Source organism: Micromonospora sp. CNZ299 (assembly GCF_002754415.1).
Window position 1 is genome coordinate 2,971,668 of sequence record NZ_PEFG01000001.1, and the last position, 18,851, is coordinate 2,990,518.

Sequence of the window (18,851 nt, forward strand, 5' to 3'; positions counted from 1 at the left end):
TTCGACTCGCTCAGACCCGTCCCCGGCATTGTCGTGTCCTCCGGCCAGACGTCGGCGGTGGGTCGCGCAACCCGTCCCGGACAGGGCATAGTGGCCCGCGGTGCCATCGACCGGTGTTGCCTGCTCTTGCTGAAGGTGGTTGGAAGTGACGACGCGCTTATGTGTCCGATGGACCCGGGCGGCCGCATTGATCACGCTGATCGGGGGGACGTTCGCGGTGTCGGCGGCGCCTGCGACGGCCGCCCCGCAGCCCGTCCGGATCCTGAGCGTGTCGGCGGAGAACGTGAAGCCCAACGAGACGGTGCGCGTGCGGTTCAGCGTCACCAACACCGGCAGCAGGGCCGAAACGGCCATCGTGGTGGTCGGCGGCGGCCTGCGGTGCACCTCCGGATGCCGGGCAGAGCCGAAGCTGGGACCCGGCCGGAGCCAGACCTTCGACACGACGCTCGTCGCCCCCGCGGCTCGTCCGAATGAGATCACCGGCCTCAACATCTCGGTCGCCGTGCGGCTTGCCGGGCAGAACAGCTATGACCACAGGACGGTCTACGTCCATGGCCCGGGTGCGTCGCCATCCGGCGGGGACAAGCCGGCAGCCGGGGTGAAAAGTGTCTCCGGCCGGGTCCGCGACGCCAGCGGAAAGGCAATCGGCGGCGTGAACCTGACCGTCACGGACAGCGCCGGGCACGAATACCGGACGACCAGCAGCCGCAGCGGCCAGTTCTCGATCACGTCGAGCGACGGCAAGCCGATCGCCGAGGGCACCATCACCGTCCGCGCGACCATGGACGGCTACGGCACCGCTCGCACGACCGTACGAGGCACTGCCGGTGACGTCGCGACAGTGGGGCTGACCCTCTCGGCGGTGGCAGCGCCCACCAGGACGTCGGCGTCGCCCGCCGTGGAGGCAAGCCCTCTCGCCGCGGAGGAGGTGGGCGAGGACACCCCCGCTGCTGCGCTGCCCACCCTCAAGGCGGTCAGCGAGGAGGGAAGCAGTTCGTTGCCTTTCCTGCTCCTGGGTGGCCTGCTGGTCGCCGCGGGCGTGGGCGCGCTCGCACTGGTGGTGATGCGCCTGAGGAACACACCGGACGCTGTCGCGGAGTCCGGTGTTCCCTCGACGACCCAGCTGTTGGCGCCGGCCGGTGGGAGCATGACCGACGCCCCGACAGCGGTACTGCACCTCGGGCCGGTGCGCGAGTTCCCGGGCTCGTACGGCGCGCCCTCGCAGGGTGGCATCCACCAGAACGACTACCGGGGCTGAGAGCGCAGGAACGTCGAGACCGTGGCAGTGAACCTGTCGGCGTCGTCAAGCCACGGGTAGTGCCCCGCGCCCGGTTGCACGACCAGTTCGGCGCCCGGTGCCAGCTCCGCGAGTTGGGCGACCAGGCCGGGCGGGGCGCCGAGGTCGACCTCACCGGCCAGCAGCAGCACCGGGCCCCGGTGTGCGGCGAGCGCGGCGCGGGTCGCCGGCGGATCGAAGGCGCCCTCGGCGCCGAAGACCCGGGCCGCGTCCTGGTTGCGCTGGCCCCTCTCCGCCGCCTGGTGCGCGCGGGCGGTGGCGTCCCACCGGCCGTAGAAGAACGGTGCGATCGCCTGCCAGGCATCCGCGGTCGCCCGACCGGCCACCATCGAGTCCAACGCCGCCGCTGCCGCCGGGTACCACGGCTCGCCGGCTCGGACCCGGGTGACCTCCCGGCGCAGCGTGGCGGTCGCCTCCAGTCCGAGAGCCCGCGTGCTCGGTGTGATCAGCGCGAGCCGGCCGATCCGCTCGGGATGGCGGGTCGCGTACCCCAGGGCCAGGTTGGCGCCGGCGGAGTGCGCGAGCACGTCACACCGGTCGAGGCCCAGGTGTCGGCGCAGCGCCTCGACGTCGTCGACCATCTGGTCGCAACGGTAGGTGGAGACGTCCGCCGGTACGGCCGACCGACCGGTGCCCCGCAGGTCGAGGACGACCAGCGTCCGGTGCGCGCCCAGACCGCCGAGATCACCGAGGTACGCCGAGTCCCGCATCGGCCCGCCCGGCAGACAGACCAGCGGGTCGCCCGCGCCGATGCTCCGGTACGCGAGTGTGGTGCCGTCGGACGCGGCGAAGGTGGCCATGGGTACACCCTCCCAGGGCGGTTGGGACGTGCGCTTACCTAGACTGCCTCGGTGAGCGGAGAGCGACGACCCCTGGCCGACCGGCCGCTCACCGAGCCGCACCCGTCCCGGCTGTCGCCGGAGCACCCTGACCGGGCCCGGATCCTCGCCGCGCACGACGCCGCGCTCGCCGCCGGGGAGGCCGGCTATCTCGATCCGCAGAGCGGGTTGTTCGTGCTCAGCGCCGGCTTCCTGGCCCGCCGTGGCACGTGCTGTGGACGCGGTTGCCGGCACTGCCCGTACGTGGATGATCCACAGTCCGGATAGGCGCGGGCAGCCCGCGGGAAGAGGGCTTCCGCCCGACACCGACACCCCGTACGGTGTCCGACGGACACCTGGCGGGCGCCTCCCGCCGTCGGTCGGCGAGAGGGTGGAACGTGCGCGGGCGGATCGTGGTCGCCGGGGTGGCGCGGCTGCTGGTGAGCGGCTGTGCTGCCGAGGCCGAGCCGGTGGCGGTGCCGCCGCCGGTGCCGATCGCCGTGGACGTGGCGGCGGCCTCCTCGGGTGGGGCCTGCCGGCTGCTGGACTTCGCGGTGATCGAGCAACTGGTCAAGGTGCGCTTCGACGTGGCGGCGGCCAGCGAACAGGGCGACACGCACACCTGTGTGGTGCGGGCCAGGAGCGCGACGCTGCCGGAGCTGACACTGAGTGTGTCCGAGACCAGGATCGACAAGGCCACCTTCGCCGCGGATGTGGTGCCCGACAAGGCGGCGAAGGTCACCGGGCTGGGCCAGCAGGCGTACCGGCGGACGACCGCTGCGGCGAGCGGGCATGGGCCGGTCGCCGAGGTGGGCTGGCTGGCCGCCGACGGACGGTTGGCCACGGTGAGTTGGACTGCGGCCCGTGGCGGCGAGCGCTCGGCGGCGGAGAAGCTGACCGGTGGCCTGGCCGCGCTGGCGAAAAAGGTGGACACCCGGGCGTTGTGACGCCCGGGTGTCCGGTTGATCAGTTGACGGCGACTCAGCTGGCGGCGACGAAAACCCGGGAGGCGACCTCGCGGGGCAGCCGCACCCGGTCCCCGGAGCGGTCGATCGAGACGCCGTCGCGCTCCTGTGCCACGGTCACCGTGGCGCCCGGGTCGACACCGGCGGCGTGCAGCTGGCGCAGCACGTCGGCGTCCTTCTGCACGCTCTCGCAGATCCGGCGCACCACGACCGACCCGGAAAGACCGGGGAAGGCCAGGTTGCGCTCACCCTCGGCGGCCTCGGTGGCCTCCGCGGCCGGCGAGCCCAGCTCCTGCAGCCCTGGGATGGGGTTGCCGTACGGGGAGCGGGTCGGCCGGTTGAGCAGGTCGTACACCCGCTTCTCCACCGCGTCGCTCATCACGTGCTCCCAGCGGCAGGCCTCCTCGTGGGCCTCCTCGTAGGGCATCCCGATGACGTTGACCAGCAGCAGCTCGGCCAGGCGGTGCTTGCGCATCACCGACACGGCGCTGCCGCGACCCTGGGCGGTGAGCGTCAGGTGCCGGTCTCCCTCGACGGTGAGCAGGCCGTCGCGCTCCATCCGGGCGACGGTCTGGCTCACGGTGGGGCCACTCTGCTGCAGCCGTTCGGCGATCCGGGCACGCAGCGGCGGCACCCCCTCCTCTTCCAGCTCAAGGATGGTGCGCAAATACATTTCGGTCGTATCGACCAGGTCGTGAGACTTCATAAGGTCAGCGGCCCTCCGATGCACGATGCTACCTCGGGTGTTGGCCCGCCGGCCGCCGCCGAACCGTGAGCCCTCGGCACGAATGGTGTTGGATGGTCGCCATGTCCGGTACCCAGGAGCCGCTGGTCGAGGTCGATCGGCTCGCCGCCGAGCTCGACGACGCCGATCCGCCCACCCTGCTCGACGTCCGCTGGTGGCTCATCGGCCCGCCCGGCCACGACGACTACCTCGCCGGTCACCTGCCCGGCGCGGTCTTCGTCGACCTGGACACCGCGCTCTGCGGGCCGCCCGGCGTCGGCGGTCGGCACCCACTGCCCGACCCGGCCGCGTTGCAGGCCGCGTTGCGCGCCGTCGGCGTCCGCGCCGGTCACCCCGTTGTGGTGTACGACGGTGGCGACGGCCTGGCTGCCGCCCGGGCCTGGTGGACGTTGCGCTGGGCGGGGCACCGGCCGGTGCGCCTGCTGCACGGTGGCTTCCCGGCCTGGGTCGCCGCCGGCCTGCCGGTCTCCACCGACGCGCCAGCCCCGACCTCCGGCGACATCGTCGTGCGTCCCGGTGATCTTCCGGTGCTCGACGCGGGGCAGGCCGCCGAACTGGCCGCCGCGGACGACGCGGTGCTGCTCGACGTGCGGGCGGCACCCCGTTACCGGGGCGAGGTCGAGCCGATCGACCCGGTCGCCGGGCACGTGCCGGGAGCGGCGAACCTGCCCGCCGGGGAGTACGTCGGCCCGGACGGGCGCTTCCCGGCCGCCGATGTGCTGAGCGAGCGGTTCGCCGCCGCCGGAGTCACCGGGGCGCGGGCTGTCGGGGCGTACTGCGGCTCCGGGGTGACCGCCGCGCAGGCCGTGCTCGCGCTGCACCTGGCCGGTCGCACGGACGCCGCGCTCTACGTCGGTTCGTGGAGCAACTGGGTGGCCGATCCGACCCGGCCGGTCGCCTCCGGGCCGACTTCCGACCGCTGACCAGCGCGTGCGGTGGGCCGACGAAGGTCCTCGTGCGACGATGGGCTCATGTCCGACGACACTGTGGTGGTGTGGGACGAGTCGCTGCTCGCCTACGACATGGGTGACCATCCGCTCGACCCGGTCCGGGTGGAGTTGACCATCGCGCTCGCCCGCGAGCTGGGCGTCCTGGATCGCCCCGGGGTGCGCGTGGTCAAGCCGGAGCCCGCCGACGACGCCGCGCTGACCCGGGTGCACGACCCGGCCTACCTGGCCGCCGTGCGTGCCGCGCCGCGCGATCCGCTCTTCGCCGGGTACGGGCTGGGCACGTCCGACAACCCGGTCTTCGAGGGGATGCACGAGTCCAGCGCGCTGATCGCCGGTGCGACGATGGCTGCCGCCGAGGCGGTCTGGCGCGGTGACGCACGGCGGGCGGTGAACGTGGCCGGTGGCCTGCACCACGCGATGCCCGCCCGAGCCTCCGGCTTCTGCGTCTACAACGACCCTGCGGTGGCCATCGCCCGGCTGCTCGACCTGGGCGCCGAGCGGGTCGCGTACGTGGATGTCGACGTGCACCACGGCGACGGTGTGCAGCAGATCTTCTGGAACGACCCCCGGGTGCTCACGATCAGCCTGCACGAGACCCCGCTGGCGCTCTTTCCCGGCACGGGCTTCCCGGACGAGACGGGTGGGCCGGGCGCGCAGGGCAGCGCGGTCAACATGCCGCTGCCGCCGGGTGTCGAGGACAGCGCCTGGCAGCGGGCGTTCCACGCCATCGTGCCGTCGGTGCTGCGCGCGTTCCGGCCGCAGGTGCTGGTCAGCCAGTGTGGCGCCGACGGGCACCGACTGGACCCGCTCGCCGACCTCAACCTGACGGTGGACGGCCAACGGGCCACCTACCTGGCGATGCGGGCACTCGCCGACGAGCTGTGCGACGGTCGGTGGGTGGCCACCGGCGGTGGTGGGTACGCCCTGGTCGAGGTGGTGCCCCGGGCGTGGAGTCACCTGCTGGCCGTGGCCACCGGTGACCCGATCGCCCCGGCCACGCTCACCCCGCTCGCCTGGCGGGAGCTGGTCGCCTCCCGTCGTCTGGGCCGGGAGGTGCCGTTGCGGATGACCGACGACGCGGACCCGTCGTTCGAGCCTTGGCAGCCGACCGGCGAGCCCAACGCGGTGGACCGGGCGATCGCCGCGACCCGCAAGACGGTCTTCCCGTTGCTCGGGCTCGACCCGTACGACCCGCGGGACTGAGCCGGGCCAGGGGAGGGCCACGCCGGTGACGACCGTGAGCCAACCGGTGGACGTGCTGCTCAGCGACGGCAGCACCGTCCAGTTGCGACCGATCGACCCGTCCGACGCGCCGGGCATCGTGGCGATGCACAGCCGCTTCTCCGAGCGCACCCGCTATCTGCGGTATTTCTCGCCGTACCCGCGCATCCCGGAACGGGATCTGATCCGGTTCGTCACCGTCGACCACCGCGACCGGGAGGCGTTCGTGGTGCTGGCCGGCGACCGGATCGTCGCGGTCGGCCGTTACGAGCGGCTCGGCCCGCAGGCCCCGGAGGCGGAGGTGGCCTTCGTCGTGGAGGACGCCTACCAGGGCCGGGGCATCGGCTCGGTGCTGATGGAGCACCTGGCCGATGCGGCCCGGCGAAACGGGATCATGAGCTTCGTCGCCGAGGTGTTGCCGGCCAACGGGACGATGCTGCGCGTCTTCGCCGACTTCGGCTACCAGGTCCAGCGCGAGTACGCCGACGGTGTGGTGCACCTGAGCTTCCCGATCGCGCCCACCGAGGCCACGCTGGAGGTGCAGCGCGGCCGGGAACACCGCACCGAGGCCCGTTCCATCGCCCGGCTGTTGGCCCCACGTGGCATCGCCGTCTATGGCGCCAGCGCCACCGGTCAGGGCGTCGGCGCCGCGGTGCTCGGGCACCTGCGCGACGGCGGTTTCACCGGCGTGGTGGTGCCGGTGCATCCGAGCGCGTCCACCGTGGCAGGGCTGCCCGCGTACCCCTCCGCGGTTGAGGCCGGGACGCCGGTGGACCTGGCGGTGGTGGCGGTCCCGCCGGGGGCGGCGACCGCTGTGGTCGCCGACGCCGCCGCCGCGGGGGTGCACGGCCTGGTGGTCATCTCGGCCGGCTTCGCCGAGGCCGGCGCCGAGGGCGCGGCCACGCAGCGGGCGCTGGTCCGCGCGGCGCACGCCGCCGGCATGCGGGTGGTCGGCCCGAACTGCCTGGGCGTGGCCAACACCGACCCGACGGTACGCCTCAACGCCACCCTCGCCCCGGCGCTGCCGCCGGCCGGTCGGGTGGGCATCTTCAGCCAGTCCGGCGCGTTCGGGGTGGCACTGCTCGCCGAGGCGGACCGGCGCGGTCTGGGGCTGTCCAACTTCGTCTCGGCCGGCAACCGGGCCGACGTCTCCGGTAACGACCTCCTCCAGTACTGGCAGGACGATGCCGGCACCGACGTGATCATGTTGTACCTGGAAACCTTCGGTAACCCGCGTAAGTTCGCCCGGCTGGCCCGGCGGATCGGCCGTGCCAAACCGGTCGTCGCGCTCGCCTCGCCGGCCCGCCCGGTCGGGGTCGGAGACACCGCCGGCCCGGACGAGGTGGCGGTGGCCGCGCTCTTCGCCCAGTCCGGGGTGATCCGGGTGGACACCGTGCCGGAGCTGCTCGACGTGGGTGTGCTGCTGGCCAACCAGCCGTTGCCGGTCGGCGGACGGGTCGGTGTGGTCGGCAACTCCTCGGCCCTGACCGGGCTGGCCGCCACCGCCTGCGTCGGGCACGGCCTCACGGTGGCCGACGGTCATCCCCGCGACGTCGGGCCGAGCGCCGGTGCCGCCGAGTTCGCCGCCGCTCTCGCGGAGACGGCCGCCGACGAGGGGGTGGACGCCCTGGTGGTGGTCTTCGCCCCGCCGCTGCCCGGGCAGCTGACCGATGTGGACGCCGACGTGACCGCCGCGCTGCCGGCCGCCCTCGCGCTGGGCAAACCGACAGTGGCGACGTTCCTGGTCGGCCGGCTGCCGCCGGGAGTGCCCGCGTACGGGGGCGTGGAGGAGGCGGTGCGGGCGCTCGCCCGGGTGCACCGGTACGCCGAGTGGCTGCGCCGCCCGCCCGGGGTGGCACCCGAGCTGCTCGGCATCGACCGGGCCGCCGCGCAGGCCGCGCTCCGCGCCGACGGCACCGACCCGGGGGCGCTGCTGGCCGCGTACGGCATCGACGTGGTGGCCTCGGTGCCCGTCGACTCGGTCGGCGCGGCGGTGGACGCGGCGACGCGGCTGGGGTTCCCGGTGGCGCTGAAGGCGGCGGATCCCGGGCTGCGGCACCGGGTCGACCTCGGCGCGGTCCGGCTCGACCTGCCCGACGAGCCGACCCTCCGCCGGGCGTACGCCGAGCTGGCGGCGACCTTCGGCGCGGACGTTCTGGTCCAGCCGATGGTGCCGCCCGGTGTGGCCTGCGTGGTGGAGTTGGTGGAGGACCCGGCGTTCGGGCCGGTGGTCGGCTTCGGCCTCGGCGGGGTCGCCACCGAGCTGCTGGGCGACCGGGCCTGGCGGGCGGTGCCGCTGACCGACCGGGACGCGGCCGAGCTGGTCGACGAGCCCCGGGCTGCGCCGTTGCTGCGGGGGCACCGGGGCGCCGCGCCGGTCGACCGGGCGGCCCTGGCCGACCTGCTGTTGCGGGTCGGTCAGCTCGCCGACGAGCAGCCCCGGGTGCGGTCGCTGACCCTCAACCCGGTGCTCGCCCGCCCGGACGGCATCTCGGTCCTGCACGCCCAGGTGCGCGTCGGCGGTGTGGTTGCCCGCCCGGACACCGGCCCCCGCCGCCTGTGACGGGGGCGGTCAGGCGCGGCTGGAGATCTGCTGGACGGCCCAGGCGTTGCCGTCCGGGTCGGTGAAGAAGACGAAGCCGACATTGTCCAACGGGTGCGGCGTGGCGCTTGGGCTGGCACCCAGCACCTGGACGTCGCTGACCTCCACGCCACGTTCGACCAGCTCCGCGTGGGCCCGCTCGATGTCGGGCACCACCAGTTGCAGACCCTTGAGCGACCCGGGTGGCATGTCCGGGACGGCGCCCTTGCCGATCACGATCGAGCAGCCGGAGCCGGGCGGGGTCAGCTGGATGATGCGCGCCTCGTCGCCGATCACGGTGTCGTGGTCCACCACGAAGCCGAGCTGCTCGACGTAGAACTTCTTGGCCCGGTCCAGGTCGGTGACCGGCACGATCACCACTTCCAGCGTCCAGTTCATGGTTGCTCTCCTCGTATCGTCGTTGTGGAATGCAGCAGGTCGGCGAGCCGCGTGTAGCTCTGCCCGACCCCTCGGGTCATCGGGTAGCGCAGCACGGCGTCCCGCCCCTCCGTGGTGGCGTAGCGCAGCGTGGTGGTGACCGTCGTCCGACCGGCCAGTTCGGTGAACTCGTGGCCGACCAGCGTCTCGCCCGGGTAGGACTGGTCGTCGAACAGCTCGGTGCAGACCAGCCGGTGCGGTGGCTCGATCTGCCGGTAGACCCCAGCCTGGACCATCCGCGCGCCCTCCGGGCCCTGCGACACGAACCGCCACCGCCCGCCGACCCGCAGGTCGACATCGCACTCCACCAGCCTCCAGCCGCGCGCGCCGTACCACCGGACCAGCAGCTCGGGTCGGGTGAAGGCGGCGAACACCAGGCGTGCCGGTGCCTCGAACAGCCGGCTCAGCACGATCTCCCGATCACCCGGGGTGTGGACGACGAGCGGGTCGTCGACGCTGCTCACCCGCGCGACCCGTCCGGTCGGGAGTGTCGACGGGCGGTGTCGGTCTGGTCGACGGCCTGGAGTTCGTCGAGCAGCGCGTCGAGGCGCTGATAGCTCTCCGCCCAGTAGTCGCGGTAGTCGGCGAGCCAGGCTGTCGCCTCCCGCAGCGGCCGGGCCTCCAGGCGGCAGGGTCGGCGCTGGGCGTCCCGTCCCCGGCTGACGAGGCCGGCGCGTTCCAGCACCTTGAGGTGCTTGGAGATGGCCGGTTGGCTCATCGCGAAGGGTGCTGCCAGCTCTGTCACGGTCGCCTCCCCGGTCGCGAGACGGGCGAGGATGGCCCGTCGGGTCGGGTCGGCCAGCGCCGCGAAGGTCGCGTCCAGCAGTTCGGTGCCCACCACGTATAACCTCCTGGTTTTATAACCATATGGTTTCTACCGTGGATGGTGCCACCGGTCAAGCACCCCGACAGCATGGAAGGCCCCGGCGAACCGCCAGGGCCTTCCATGAGCAGGTGCGTCAGCAGGCGTACGACTCCAGGCGCTGGGCCCGCTCCGGCGCGCGCAGCTTCAGCAGCGTCCCCTTCTCGATCTGCCGGATCCGCTCCCGGGACAGACCGAACTCCCGACCGACCTCGTCCAGCGTGCGCTGCCGGCCGTCGTCGAGACCGAACCGGAGCCGGATGACCGCCTGCTCCCGCTGGGACAGGGTGGCCAGCACGATGCTCACCTCGTTGCGCAACTCACCCTGGGCGGCGGCGTCACCCGGTTCGGTGCGCGGGTCCACGGAGGCCACGAAGTCGCCGAGCGCGCTCTCACCGTCGTCGCCGACGGCCTGGTCCAGGCTGACCGGCTCCCGGTCGTAGGAGATCAGCTCGATGACCTGGATCTCGGGGATCTCCAGGGCGCGGGCCACCTCGGCGACAGTGGGCTCGCGGCCCAGCGTCACCGCCAGCTCGCGGCGGGCGCGGACCATCCGGTTGACCTGCTCGACCATGTGCACCGGGATGCGGATCGTGCGGGCCTGGTCGGCCATCGCGCGGGTGATCGCCTGCCGGATCCACCACGTCGCGTACGTGGAGAACTTGTAACCCTTGGCGTAGTCGAACTTCTCCACCGCCCGGATGAGACCGAGGTTGCCCTCCTGGATCAGGTCGAGGAAGGCCATGCCACGGCCGGTGTAGCGCTTGGCGATGCTGACGACCAGCCGCAGGTTCGCCTCCAGCAGGTGGTCCTTCGCAGCCCGGCCCTCCGCGACGATCAGCTCCAGGTCGGCCCGCAGCTCCGCGGAAACCGGGGTGCAGGTGGCGAGCTTCTCGTCGGCGAACAGGCCGGCCTCGATCCGACGGGCCAGGTCGACCTCCTGCGCGGCGGTCAGCAGCTTCGTGCGGCCGATCCCGTTGAGGTACGCCCGGACCAGGTCGGTGGAGATGCCACGCTCGTCGGTGGCGTCCAGGTCGGTGAGGACCTCGGAGGTCCCGTCGGTGTCGGTCGTGGTGGCCGGGCGCATCCGGTGTTCCGTCATCTGAAGGGCCATCTCTGTCTCTCCCCGTTTCCACGTCTGTGCCGTGTCTCCGGCCCAGTGGTGCCGGTGTGCACACAGCTTGGCGGTCGGGGCGTAAAACGGGAGTGAGGCGATCGGGCACCCGACAGGAATCAGGTCGGATCTCTGGTGCGGTGTGTCGTCCCGGTGTGCGGTTGCCCGCCCCGACTACGTTGCGGACGGCCGGTCAGCTCGGGTCGGCGACGACGAAAGATGGAGGACGGCGTGGTCTTCAAGCGGCTCATGAAGGCGATGGGGGTCGGCGGCCCATCGGTGGAGACGGTGCTGGCCAACCCGAACTGCCGCCCGGGCGGCCAGCTGGAGGGCCGCATCCAGGTGGTCGGCGGCGACCACCAGGTCGACATCGACCACGTGACTCTCGGGCTGGTCACCCGGGTCGAGGTGGAGAGCGGCGACAACGACTACGACACCACTCAGGAGTTCCGTCGCCAGCAGATCACCGGCGCGTTCCGGCTGGAGCCGGGGCAGCGCCACGACATCCCGTTCCGCTTCGACGTGCCGTGGGAGACACCGGTCACCGAGCTGTACGGGCAGCACCTGCACGGCATGACGATGGGCCTGCGTACCGAGCTGGAGGTCGCCCGCGCCGTCGACAAGGGTGACCTGGACGCCGTGTCGGTGCACCCGCTGCCCGCGCAGGAGCGACTGCTGGACGCGTTGCTGCGACTGGGCTTCCGGTTCGCCCGCGCCGATGTGGAGCGTGGGCACATCTACGGCGTACGACAGACGTTGCCCTTCTACCAGGAGATCGAGTTCGGCCCGGCGCCCCAGTACGCCCGCTCGATCAACCAGTTGGAGGTCACCTTCATCGCCGACGCGCAGCAGATGCAGGTGGTCCTGGAGGTCGACAAGCGCGGCGGCGTCTTCACCGAGGGGCGGGACGCCTTCGGCCGGTTCACTGTCGACCACGCCACCGCCGACCGCACCGACTGGACCGCCGAACTCGACAGCTGGCTCCGCCAGTCCCTGTCCCGCCGAGGCCTCTTCTCCTGACCCCAACCCCTTGTGCCCCGCGCCCCCCTTCCGGCCCGTTGATCATGAGGTTATTGCCACGACACGCCGAGGCGGCGGGCAATAACTTCATGATCAACCAGGGTGGCGGGGGTTGGGGTCAGAGGTCCAGGAGGAGGGTTCGGGGGCCTATGTTGGTGCTTTCCACCAGCATGTGGGCGCGGAAGCGGCCGGTTTCCACCGGGGCGTTGCGCTGGCGCAGCGCGTCGACGACGGCGGTCACCAGTGGTTCGGCCACCTCGGCGGGGGCGGCCGCCGTCCAGCTTGGACGGCGACCCTTGCGGGCGTCCCCGTAGAGGGTGAACTGGCTGACCACCAGGATCGGCGCGCCGGTGTCGGCGGCGGACCGCTCGTCGTCCAGGATGCGCAACTCGTGCACCTTGCGGGCCATCGTCTGAGCGGTCCCCGCGGTGTCGGTGTGGGTCACCCCGAGCAGCACCAGCAGGCCGTTCTCGATCGCGCCGACCACCTCGCCGTCCACTGTCACGCTGGCCCGCCCGACTGTCTGCACCACCGCACGCATCAGCAGCCCGCCGCAACGCAGCTTGCCGCAACGCCGACAGCCGGCGCAGAGCCTGCCCGCGTCACGCGTTCACCGCCTCGATGAAGCCGCGCTCGACCAGGTGCGCCACGATCGGGCCCGCGGCCTCGGCCATCTCGTCGGGCTCGACGTCGTGCGCGGCGGCGAGCAGGGCGAGCTGGTCACGCAGCGGCAGGCGGCCGTCGGCGCCGCCGACCAGGGCCAGCACCAGCGGGTCGATCTCCTCGGTCCAGCGCAGGCCGTGCGGCATCGCGAGGACCTGCCGGTCCACCCCCCAGCCCTCGTCACCCATGGTGGCCTCCTGGCGCAGTTGGAGGCCCTCGGCGGCCCGGTAGCGCTCGGCGAGCAGCGCTTCGGTGTCGCGTACCCGCAGGAAGTCCTGGCGGTCGAACCAGGCGGCCACCTGGTAGCCCAGCGGCGGCTGCACCCGCTGGCGCAGGTCCTCGACCCGGACCACCGGGTCGGCGTGCCCAGCTCGTCGCAGTGACACGATGCCGAAGCCGATCCCATCCACCTTGTGCGCGTCGAACCAGTCGAGCCAGGCGGCCATCCGCTGCGGGTCGGTGGTCTCGCCGGCGTCGGTGAGCCACAGGTCGACGTACGCCATCGGGTCGGCCACCTCGCGCTGGATGACCCAGGCGTCCAGGCCGGTCCCGGAGAACCAGCCGGCGACCCGCTCGTCCCACTCCTCGCCGGCGACGTGCACCCAGTTCGCCAGGTACTGCATGGTGCCGCCCTCGGTGAGCAGGCCCGGGGCGGCGGCGGCCAGCTCGGCGCCGATCGCGTCACCGACCCGGCCGGAGTCACGGTAGACGTGCGTGGTGGTGCCCGGGCCGACCACGAACGGCGGGTTGCTCACCACCAGGTCGAAGCGCCGGCCGGCAACCGGGGCGACCAGGTCGCCGCGCAGCAGCTCCCAGTCCTGACCGTTGAGGGCGGCGGTGGTCGCGGCGAAGCGCAGTGCCCGCTCCGAGAGGTCGGTGGCGGTCACCGAGCCGGCGTGGGTGGCCAGATGCAGGGCCTGGACGCCGGAGCCGGTGCCGAGGTCCAGCGCACTGCCCACCGGTCGGCGGATGGTCGCACCGATCAGGGTGTGGGTGGCCCCGCCGATGCCGAGCACGTGCTCGGCGTGCAACGGGCGACCCGGTCGGGCACTGGCCGGCACGTCGGCGAGCACCCACCAGTCGTCGCCGTACGGCTCCAGGTCGACGCCGGCACGCAGCCCGTCGCCGTACCGCTCGACCAGCCCGCCGGCCAGCGCCTCCTCCAGGCTCAGCGGCGCCAGCGCGGCGGCCACCTGCGCTTCCGGCTCGGTCTGGTCGCAGATGAACACCCGGATCAGGGTGCCCAGTGGGTCGCCGTCCTCGGTGGCGCGCAGCGCGGCCCGGTAGTCGTTGCGGGCGACGGCGGTGGTCGCCTGGACGCCCAGGCGCTCGGCGATGCCGTGGCTGGTGAAACCGGTCCGGGTCAGCGCGTCGCGCAGCGCGTCGACGCCGGCGGGGGAGAGCAGCATGTCGTGTTCGTCCACCCCGACATCCTGCCTGCCGTCGCGGAGAAAGCCGTCACCACCCGCGAGATTCGACCCCGACCTCCGGCCGCTTCAGCTCCGCACCGGTCGGGGCCGAGGGCCCGCCGGGCACCGCCACGACCAGGTCCGGCGGTACGACCGTCGCCAGCCCTCGACGCGCGGCCATCCGGTCGACGACCAGGGCGTACGCGGACAGCACCAGCACGTCGACGAGGACGAGCTGCCATGGGGCGTCGGCCATCGTCTCGTCGGCGCTGAGCCCGCCGAACGCCGCCGCCAGGGTGAACGCGGTCAGATTGTTCACCACGTGCAGCGCGATCGCGGCCTCGAGCCCGCCGGTTCGCACCGTCAACCAGCCGAACAACGCGCCCATGAATGCCAGGTCCAGGAAACCCCAGATCGTGCCCCAGCCGTGCGCCGCGGCGAAGAGCACCGCCTGAAGGGCGATCGCGGGCCAGGGTGAGCGGAGATATGTGCCGACGGCCTGTAACAGCCAGCCCCGGAAGGCGTACTCCTCCGCGGCGGCCTGGAATGGCACCAGCAGCAGGACCATCAGCAGGCCGGCGGCGAACTCCGGCCCACCCACCCACGTGTCCGCCGGGGCGAGCACCGAGCTCTCGCCGGTCAGCCCGAGCAGCAGGTCCGCGCCGACCAGCATGACGATGATCAGCGGCGTGGCGATCAGGAGGCAGCGGCCGAGCCAGTTCCATCGCAGCCGGCCGAGCACCGACGAGAGCGTGCCGGCGGGCCGGCGCTGCACGAGCCAGGCCGCGCCGAACAGAAGTGGGAGTAACAACGCCAGCGAGACGATCAGCAGTGCGGCGTCCGGAATCGGGCCGAAGGTGGGAAGCCCGTCGGCGTCGTACGGGCGGTTGGTGAGCTCGGCCACGACGGCGGCGACGCCGAAGAGTAGGCAGAGGACCACCACCGCCGAGACAACCAGCGCGACGGTGCCGACGAGGGGTTGCCACCAGCGGTGCCGGGCAGTGCGGCCGAGCCGGTGGTACGGGGAACCGGGCGGGGCGGTCCAAAGCATGTCGTCGAGCGTGGCAGACGAGCGCCAGGTGTCGCGAAACGATCGGAGCGTCGGCGTCCGCCCGGATCGGTGGGCCAGGCAGGATGGTCCGCATGACGCTAGTGCTGCCCATCGACCCAGAGGCCAACCGGTTGCTGGAGCGCAGCCCACTGGCCCTGCTCATCGGGATGACCCTGGACCAGCAGGTGCCGATGGAGAAGGCCTTCTCCTCGCCGTACGTGCTGGCGCAGCGGCTCGGCCACGAACTGGACGCGGTCGAGCTGGCCGGGTACGACCCGGAGGCCATGGTCGCACTCTTCGCCCAGCCGCCCGCGCTGCACCGGTTTCCGAAGGCGATGGCGGCCCGGGTGCAGGAGGTCTGCCAGGTCCTGGTGGAGCGCTACGACGGTGACGCGGCGCTGCTCTGGGCCGACGTCGCCGACGGGCCGGAGCTGTTGCGCCGGGTCTCCGGGCTGCCCGGCTTCGGCAAGCAGAAGGCGCAGATCTTCGTGGCTCTGCTCGGAAAGCGGTTCGGGGTCACCCCGCAGGACTGGCGGACGGCGGCCGGCGGGTACGGCGACCCGGGCGCGTACCGGTCGGTGGCCGACGTCACCGACGCCGACTCGTTGCGCCGGGTGCGCGAGTACAAGCAGCAGATGAAGGCAGCGGCCAAGGCGAAGACCGCCGGCGGCTGAAAGCGACCGGCCTGGTGGGGGCTGTCGCTCAGGCGGCGGTGGGGTGCGCCAGCGAGGCCAGCGCGCGCCGGACGTCGGCCAGCGAGACGGTCGCGGAGTCGTCCAGGTCGGCGAGGCCGGCCTCGATCCACTGGCGCATCAGCGTGGTGACCCCGATGCCTCGGGCGTCGGCGGCGGCCCGCACCCGCTCGTACGTCTCCAGTGGCAGCCGGACCGACCGGCTCACCATCGGCACGTCGGTGTCGGGGGCGGGGAGGTCCACCCCCGGGCCCTCGTCGATCAGCTCGGCGATCCGGTCGTCGCCGCTGTGGAACTGCTTGGTCGCGTCGTTTCGGTGCATCGTCACGGCCTCCTCATCGGCGAGATCTCCGCACGGCCTCGTCGTAGCGCTTGGACTCGGCGTCGCTCAGCTCACGAGCGGAGAGGATGTCCCAGTCGTTGTCGGTGCCATCGGCCTCGGCGAGCAGCACCGCCAGTCGGCGGCCCCGACGGGCGGCGGCGTAGACCACCATCACGTCGTCACCCAGATGGCGGATCACCCGTCGGGCGCTGTGCAGCGCCTCCCAGACTTCCCCGGGTGTGACGTCGTAGACCCTCAGGTTGGCCAACGCCTCGTCGGTGAAGCTGAACCTGCTGCCCACGCCAGGCAGCGTACCACGCACGTAACACGCGGCGGGATGAGTAGAAGTTCGCTGATCACGGCCCTGCGGTGACAGGATGAGGCGTAACCCCCTCGAGGAGGTCCATGGTGAAGCGTCAGGCGTACCAGCCGATTCTGATCACCGACGCCTCGCGCAGCCAGGGTGACCAGCTCACCAGCCGTCAGCGCCGCTATGTCCTGATGATGGGCATCCGGGTGGCCTGCATCATCGCCGGCGCGATCCTGGTCGGCGCGAACGCCCCGCTGCTCTGGCTCTGGCTGCCGTTGTGCGCCCTCGGTATGGTGCTCATCCCCTGGCTGGCCGTGCTGCTGGCCAACGACCGGCCGCCGAAGGAAGAGCACCGGCTGGCCAACAGGTTCCACCGCCGGCACACGGACGACACCCCGCCGATGAGCCTCACCGCCGAGGAGCGCCCGCACAAGGTCATCGACGCCGAACCCTGACCCGCGAACGGGCCAGGGTTCGAGCACTCGGGAGCCGCGGCCGTGCGCCGGCGACTAGGGCTGCGGTCGTGCGCCGACGGTGGAGACGGCCAGCGCCCCCAGGTCGGTGGCGCGGCTCAGCGCCGCGGCCGGGGTGGCACCCGCGAGCCAGGCGGTGAGCAGGCCAGCCGCGAAGGCGTCCCCCGCCCCCGTGACATCCACCACCGCAACCCGCCGGGCCGCAACCACGCGGACCGCCGCGGTGCGGTCGACCCAGACCGCGCCGGCCCCGCCGCGCTTGACCACGACCCGCCGGGCCGTCGCCGACAACGCCCGCCCCTGCGCCGCCGGGTCCAGCCCACCGGCGAGCACGGTGGCCTCGTCCGCGTTGACCAGCAGCAGGTCGACGTCGCGTACCCAACTCAGGAACGCCGCCGCGCCCACTCGCCGCAGCGGCGCCGCGGAGGCCGCGTCGACGCTGGTGGTGAGCCCACGCTCGCGCGCGGCGGCCAGCGCCCGCAGCCCGGCGTCGCGCGACCCGGCGTCCAACAGGGTGTACGCGGACAGGTGCAGATGCCCTGCGTCGGGCACCGCCGCGAGGGCCCGCTCGACGTGCGCGCCGGTCAGCCGCAGGTTCGCGCCCCGCTGGCTGACCATGGTGCGCTCGTCGTCGGTGGCCAACACGATCACAGTGCCGGTCGCCACGCCCTCGACGCGTTCGATTGCGCAGTCGACACCCGCCCGCTCCAACTCGGCCACCCGGTCCCGCCCGGCGTCGTCGTCACCGACGGCGCCGACGAGCGTGACGTCCACCCGCTGCGCGGCTACCCAGGCGGCGGTGTTGGCCGCCTGACCGCCGCCGCCGATGCTGATCTCAGCTCCGGTGTCCGAGCCGGCCGCGAGCGGCCCGGACAGCACGGCGACCACATCGGTGATCACGTCCCCGACGACGACCATCCGGGCCGGTCGGGTCATGCCGGGGCGGTGGTGCGGCGGGCCGCTGCGGCGACCGCGATCCGCGCGGCCAGGTCGGCGTTGCGCAGGATGATCCGGACGTTCACCGCCAGGCTCGCGCCCTCGGTGGCCGAGTGGAAGTACGACAGCAGGTACGGCGTCACGGCCTTACCGGTGACCCCGTCCCGCTCCAGCAGGGCCAGGCCGTCGGCGAGCGTCCGGTCGTGCAACTCCGGGTCGAGCTGCTCCTCGACCGGCAACGGGTTGGCGACGAGCAGTCCGCCGGTGTGCACGGCGTGCTCGTCGCGGGCGGCGAGCACGGCGGCGACCTGCTCCGGCGAGTCCACCGACCAGTCCAGGTCGAAGCCAGCGTCGGTCAGGTAGAAGCCGGGGAACCGGCGGGTGCGGTAACCGACCACGGCGACCCCGAGGGTCTCCAACCGCTCCAGCGTCGCGCCCACGTCGAGGATCGACTTGACCCCGGCGCAGACCACCGCGATCGGAGTCTGGGCCAGGGTGCCCAGGTCCGCCGACTCGTCGAAGGTGTGCGCTGCCTCCCGGTGCACCCCACCCAGCCCGCCGGTGGCGAACACCCCGATCCCGGCCGCGGCGGCCACCGCGCTGGTCGCGGCGACGGTGGTGGCGCCGTCCGCGCCGGTCGCCGCCGCCAGTGCGAGGTCGCGGACGGAGAGCTTGGTCACTCCGTCGACGGTGGCGAGGCGGGTCAGCTGCGCGTCGTCCAGACCGACCACCAGCCTGCCGCTGATCATGCCGATCGTCGCCGGGACGGCCCCGGCGTCCCGGACCGCCTGCTCGATCTCCCTGGCCACCCGCAGGTTCTCCGGCCGGGGCAGGCCGTGCGAGACGATGGTGCTCTCCAGGGCGACGACGGGCAGGCCGTCGCGCAGGGCTTCGGCGACCTCGGTTCCGTAGCTGATGCGAAAGTCATTCACACGAGCACGGTACGGGGTGGGGCATGGGCCGGCCTCAAGTGGACCCGGCCGT

General features: G+C 72.8%; 22 protein-coding genes. 9 read left to right on the plus strand and 13 right to left on the minus strand.

Annotation, left to right across the window (positions count from 1 at the left end; translation table 11 throughout):
- Positions 1-145: 145 nt before the first annotated feature.
- Positions 146-1,258 (plus strand): carboxypeptidase-like regulatory domain-containing protein, encoded by a 1,113-nt coding sequence (locus CLT68_RS14090; RefSeq protein WP_099851394.1) that lies wholly within the window; start codon positions 146-148, stop codon positions 1,256-1,258.
- Here CLT68_RS14090 and CLT68_RS14095 read toward each other — a convergent pair.
- Positions 1,246-2,097, minus strand: a complete 852-nt coding sequence (locus tag CLT68_RS14095) for an alpha/beta fold hydrolase (RefSeq protein WP_099851395.1) — start codon at positions 2,095-2,097, stop codon at positions 1,246-1,248. The two genes, CLT68_RS14090 and CLT68_RS14095, sit on opposite strands and share 13 nt — an antisense overlap.
- Positions 2,098-2,148: 51 nt before the next feature.
- Between CLT68_RS14095 and CLT68_RS14100 the strand changes: the two genes are divergently transcribed.
- On the plus strand, positions 2,149-2,403 hold the full coding sequence (locus tag CLT68_RS14100; protein ID WP_088946787.1) for a DUF5522 domain-containing protein: 255 nt from the start codon (positions 2,149-2,151) through the stop codon (positions 2,401-2,403).
- 110 nt (positions 2,404-2,513) lie between these two features.
- Positions 2,514-3,062 (plus strand): hypothetical protein, encoded by a 549-nt coding sequence (locus tag CLT68_RS14105; RefSeq protein WP_099851397.1) that lies wholly within the window; start codon positions 2,514-2,516, stop codon positions 3,060-3,062.
- 34 nt (positions 3,063-3,096) lie between these two features.
- Here the strand turns inward: CLT68_RS14105 and CLT68_RS14110 are convergent, their stop codons facing one another.
- Entirely contained in the window at positions 3,097-3,786 is a 690-nt protein-coding gene (locus CLT68_RS14110) for an iron-dependent transcriptional repressor DtxR (RefSeq protein WP_088946789.1), read from the minus strand.
- Positions 3,787-3,887: 101 nt separating this feature from the next.
- Here CLT68_RS14110 and CLT68_RS14115 point away from each other — a divergent pair, with 101 nt between their 5' ends.
- From CLT68_RS14115 to CLT68_RS14125, 3 genes are read left to right on the plus strand one after another with little or no spacing between them, the layout of a single operon-like run.
- Positions 3,888-4,748, plus strand: a complete 861-nt coding sequence (locus CLT68_RS14115) for a sulfurtransferase (protein WP_099857133.1) — start codon at positions 3,888-3,890, stop codon at positions 4,746-4,748.
- Positions 4,749-4,796: 48 nt separating this feature from the next.
- A complete protein-coding gene (locus tag CLT68_RS14120; RefSeq protein ID WP_099851399.1) occupies positions 4,797-5,978 on the plus strand; it encodes an acetoin utilization protein AcuC in 1,182 nt (393 codons plus the stop codon).
- Positions 5,979-6,003: 25 nt separating this feature from the next.
- Positions 6,004-8,559 carry a bifunctional GNAT family N-acetyltransferase/acetate--CoA ligase family protein gene (locus tag CLT68_RS14125; RefSeq protein WP_099851400.1) on the plus strand — a complete coding sequence of 852 codons (2,556 nt, stop codon included), beginning with the start codon at positions 6,004-6,006 and terminating at the stop codon, positions 8,557-8,559.
- 9 nt (positions 8,560-8,568) lie between these two features.
- Here the strand turns inward: CLT68_RS14125 and CLT68_RS14130 are convergent, their stop codons facing one another.
- From CLT68_RS14130 to sigB, 4 genes are all read right to left on the minus strand, one after another.
- Positions 8,569-8,976 (minus strand): VOC family protein, encoded by a 408-nt coding sequence (locus tag CLT68_RS14130; RefSeq protein ID WP_099851402.1) that lies wholly within the window; start codon positions 8,974-8,976, stop codon positions 8,569-8,571.
- Positions 8,973-9,479, minus strand: a complete 507-nt coding sequence (locus CLT68_RS14135; protein ID WP_099851403.1) for an SRPBCC family protein — start codon at positions 9,477-9,479, stop codon at positions 8,973-8,975. The genes CLT68_RS14130 and CLT68_RS14135 overlap by 4 nt, the downstream gene beginning before the upstream one ends.
- On the minus strand, positions 9,476-9,853 hold the full coding sequence (locus CLT68_RS14140; protein ID WP_099857135.1) for a metalloregulator ArsR/SmtB family transcription factor: 378 nt from the start codon (positions 9,851-9,853) through the stop codon (positions 9,476-9,478). The genes CLT68_RS14135 and CLT68_RS14140 overlap by 4 nt, the downstream gene beginning before the upstream one ends.
- Before the next feature lie 121 nt (positions 9,854-9,974).
- Positions 9,975-10,991 carry an RNA polymerase sigma factor SigB gene (sigB, locus tag CLT68_RS14145; protein WP_396687403.1) on the minus strand — a complete coding sequence of 339 codons (1,017 nt, stop codon included), beginning with the start codon at positions 10,989-10,991 and terminating at the stop codon, positions 9,975-9,977.
- Positions 10,992-11,222: 231 nt separating this feature from the next.
- Here sigB and CLT68_RS14150 point away from each other — a divergent pair, with 231 nt between their 5' ends.
- Entirely contained in the window at positions 11,223-12,011 is a 789-nt protein-coding gene (locus tag CLT68_RS14150) for a sporulation protein (protein ID WP_099857139.1), read from the plus strand.
- A 118-nt stretch (positions 12,012-12,129) separates the two neighbouring features.
- Here the strand turns inward: CLT68_RS14150 and dtd are convergent, their stop codons facing one another.
- From dtd to CLT68_RS14165, 3 genes are all read right to left on the minus strand, one after another.
- Positions 12,130-12,552 (minus strand): D-aminoacyl-tRNA deacylase, encoded by a 423-nt coding sequence (gene dtd, locus CLT68_RS14155; RefSeq protein WP_099851405.1) that lies wholly within the window; start codon positions 12,550-12,552, stop codon positions 12,130-12,132.
- Between the two features lie 61 nt (positions 12,553-12,613).
- Positions 12,614-14,098, minus strand: a complete 1,485-nt coding sequence (locus tag CLT68_RS14160) for a DUF7782 domain-containing protein (protein WP_199177045.1) — start codon at positions 14,096-14,098, stop codon at positions 12,614-12,616.
- Between the two features lie 34 nt (positions 14,099-14,132).
- On the minus strand, positions 14,133-15,134 hold the full coding sequence (locus CLT68_RS14165; protein ID WP_099851407.1) for a CPBP family intramembrane glutamic endopeptidase: 1,002 nt from the start codon (positions 15,132-15,134) through the stop codon (positions 14,133-14,135).
- An 83-nt stretch (positions 15,135-15,217) separates the two neighbouring features.
- On the opposite strand from CLT68_RS14165, the gene CLT68_RS14170 reads away from it, so the two are divergent.
- Positions 15,218-15,808, plus strand: a complete 591-nt coding sequence (locus CLT68_RS14170) for an HhH-GPD-type base excision DNA repair protein (protein ID WP_099851408.1) — start codon at positions 15,218-15,220, stop codon at positions 15,806-15,808.
- Positions 15,809-15,836: 28 nt separating this feature from the next.
- On the opposite strand, the gene CLT68_RS14175 is transcribed toward CLT68_RS14170, so the two are convergent.
- Complete coding sequence (locus tag CLT68_RS14175) at positions 15,837-16,148, minus strand: hypothetical protein (protein ID WP_088951534.1); 312 nt, start codon at positions 16,146-16,148, stop codon at positions 15,837-15,839.
- 13 nt (positions 16,149-16,161) lie between these two features.
- Positions 16,162-16,449, minus strand: coding sequence for a hypothetical protein (locus CLT68_RS14180; protein WP_088946797.1), 288 nt, complete (start codon positions 16,447-16,449; stop codon positions 16,162-16,164).
- Between the two features lie 104 nt (positions 16,450-16,553).
- Here CLT68_RS14180 and CLT68_RS14185 point away from each other — a divergent pair, with 104 nt between their 5' ends.
- A complete protein-coding gene (locus CLT68_RS14185) occupies positions 16,554-16,913 on the plus strand; it encodes a DUF3099 domain-containing protein (protein WP_172861971.1) in 360 nt (119 codons plus the stop codon).
- A gap of 54 nt (positions 16,914-16,967) precedes the next feature.
- Here CLT68_RS14185 and CLT68_RS14190 read toward each other — a convergent pair whose 3' ends face one another.
- Together CLT68_RS14190 and CLT68_RS14195 are read right to left on the minus strand one after the other, a co-directional pair.
- Positions 16,968-17,867 (minus strand): PfkB family carbohydrate kinase, encoded by a 900-nt coding sequence (locus CLT68_RS14190; protein ID WP_099851410.1) that lies wholly within the window; start codon positions 17,865-17,867, stop codon positions 16,968-16,970.
- A complete protein-coding gene (locus CLT68_RS14195; protein ID WP_099851411.1) occupies positions 17,864-18,799 on the minus strand; it encodes a pseudouridine-5'-phosphate glycosidase in 936 nt (311 codons plus the stop codon). The genes CLT68_RS14190 and CLT68_RS14195 overlap by 4 nt, the downstream gene beginning before the upstream one ends.
- Between the last annotated feature and the right edge of the window lie 52 nt (positions 18,800-18,851).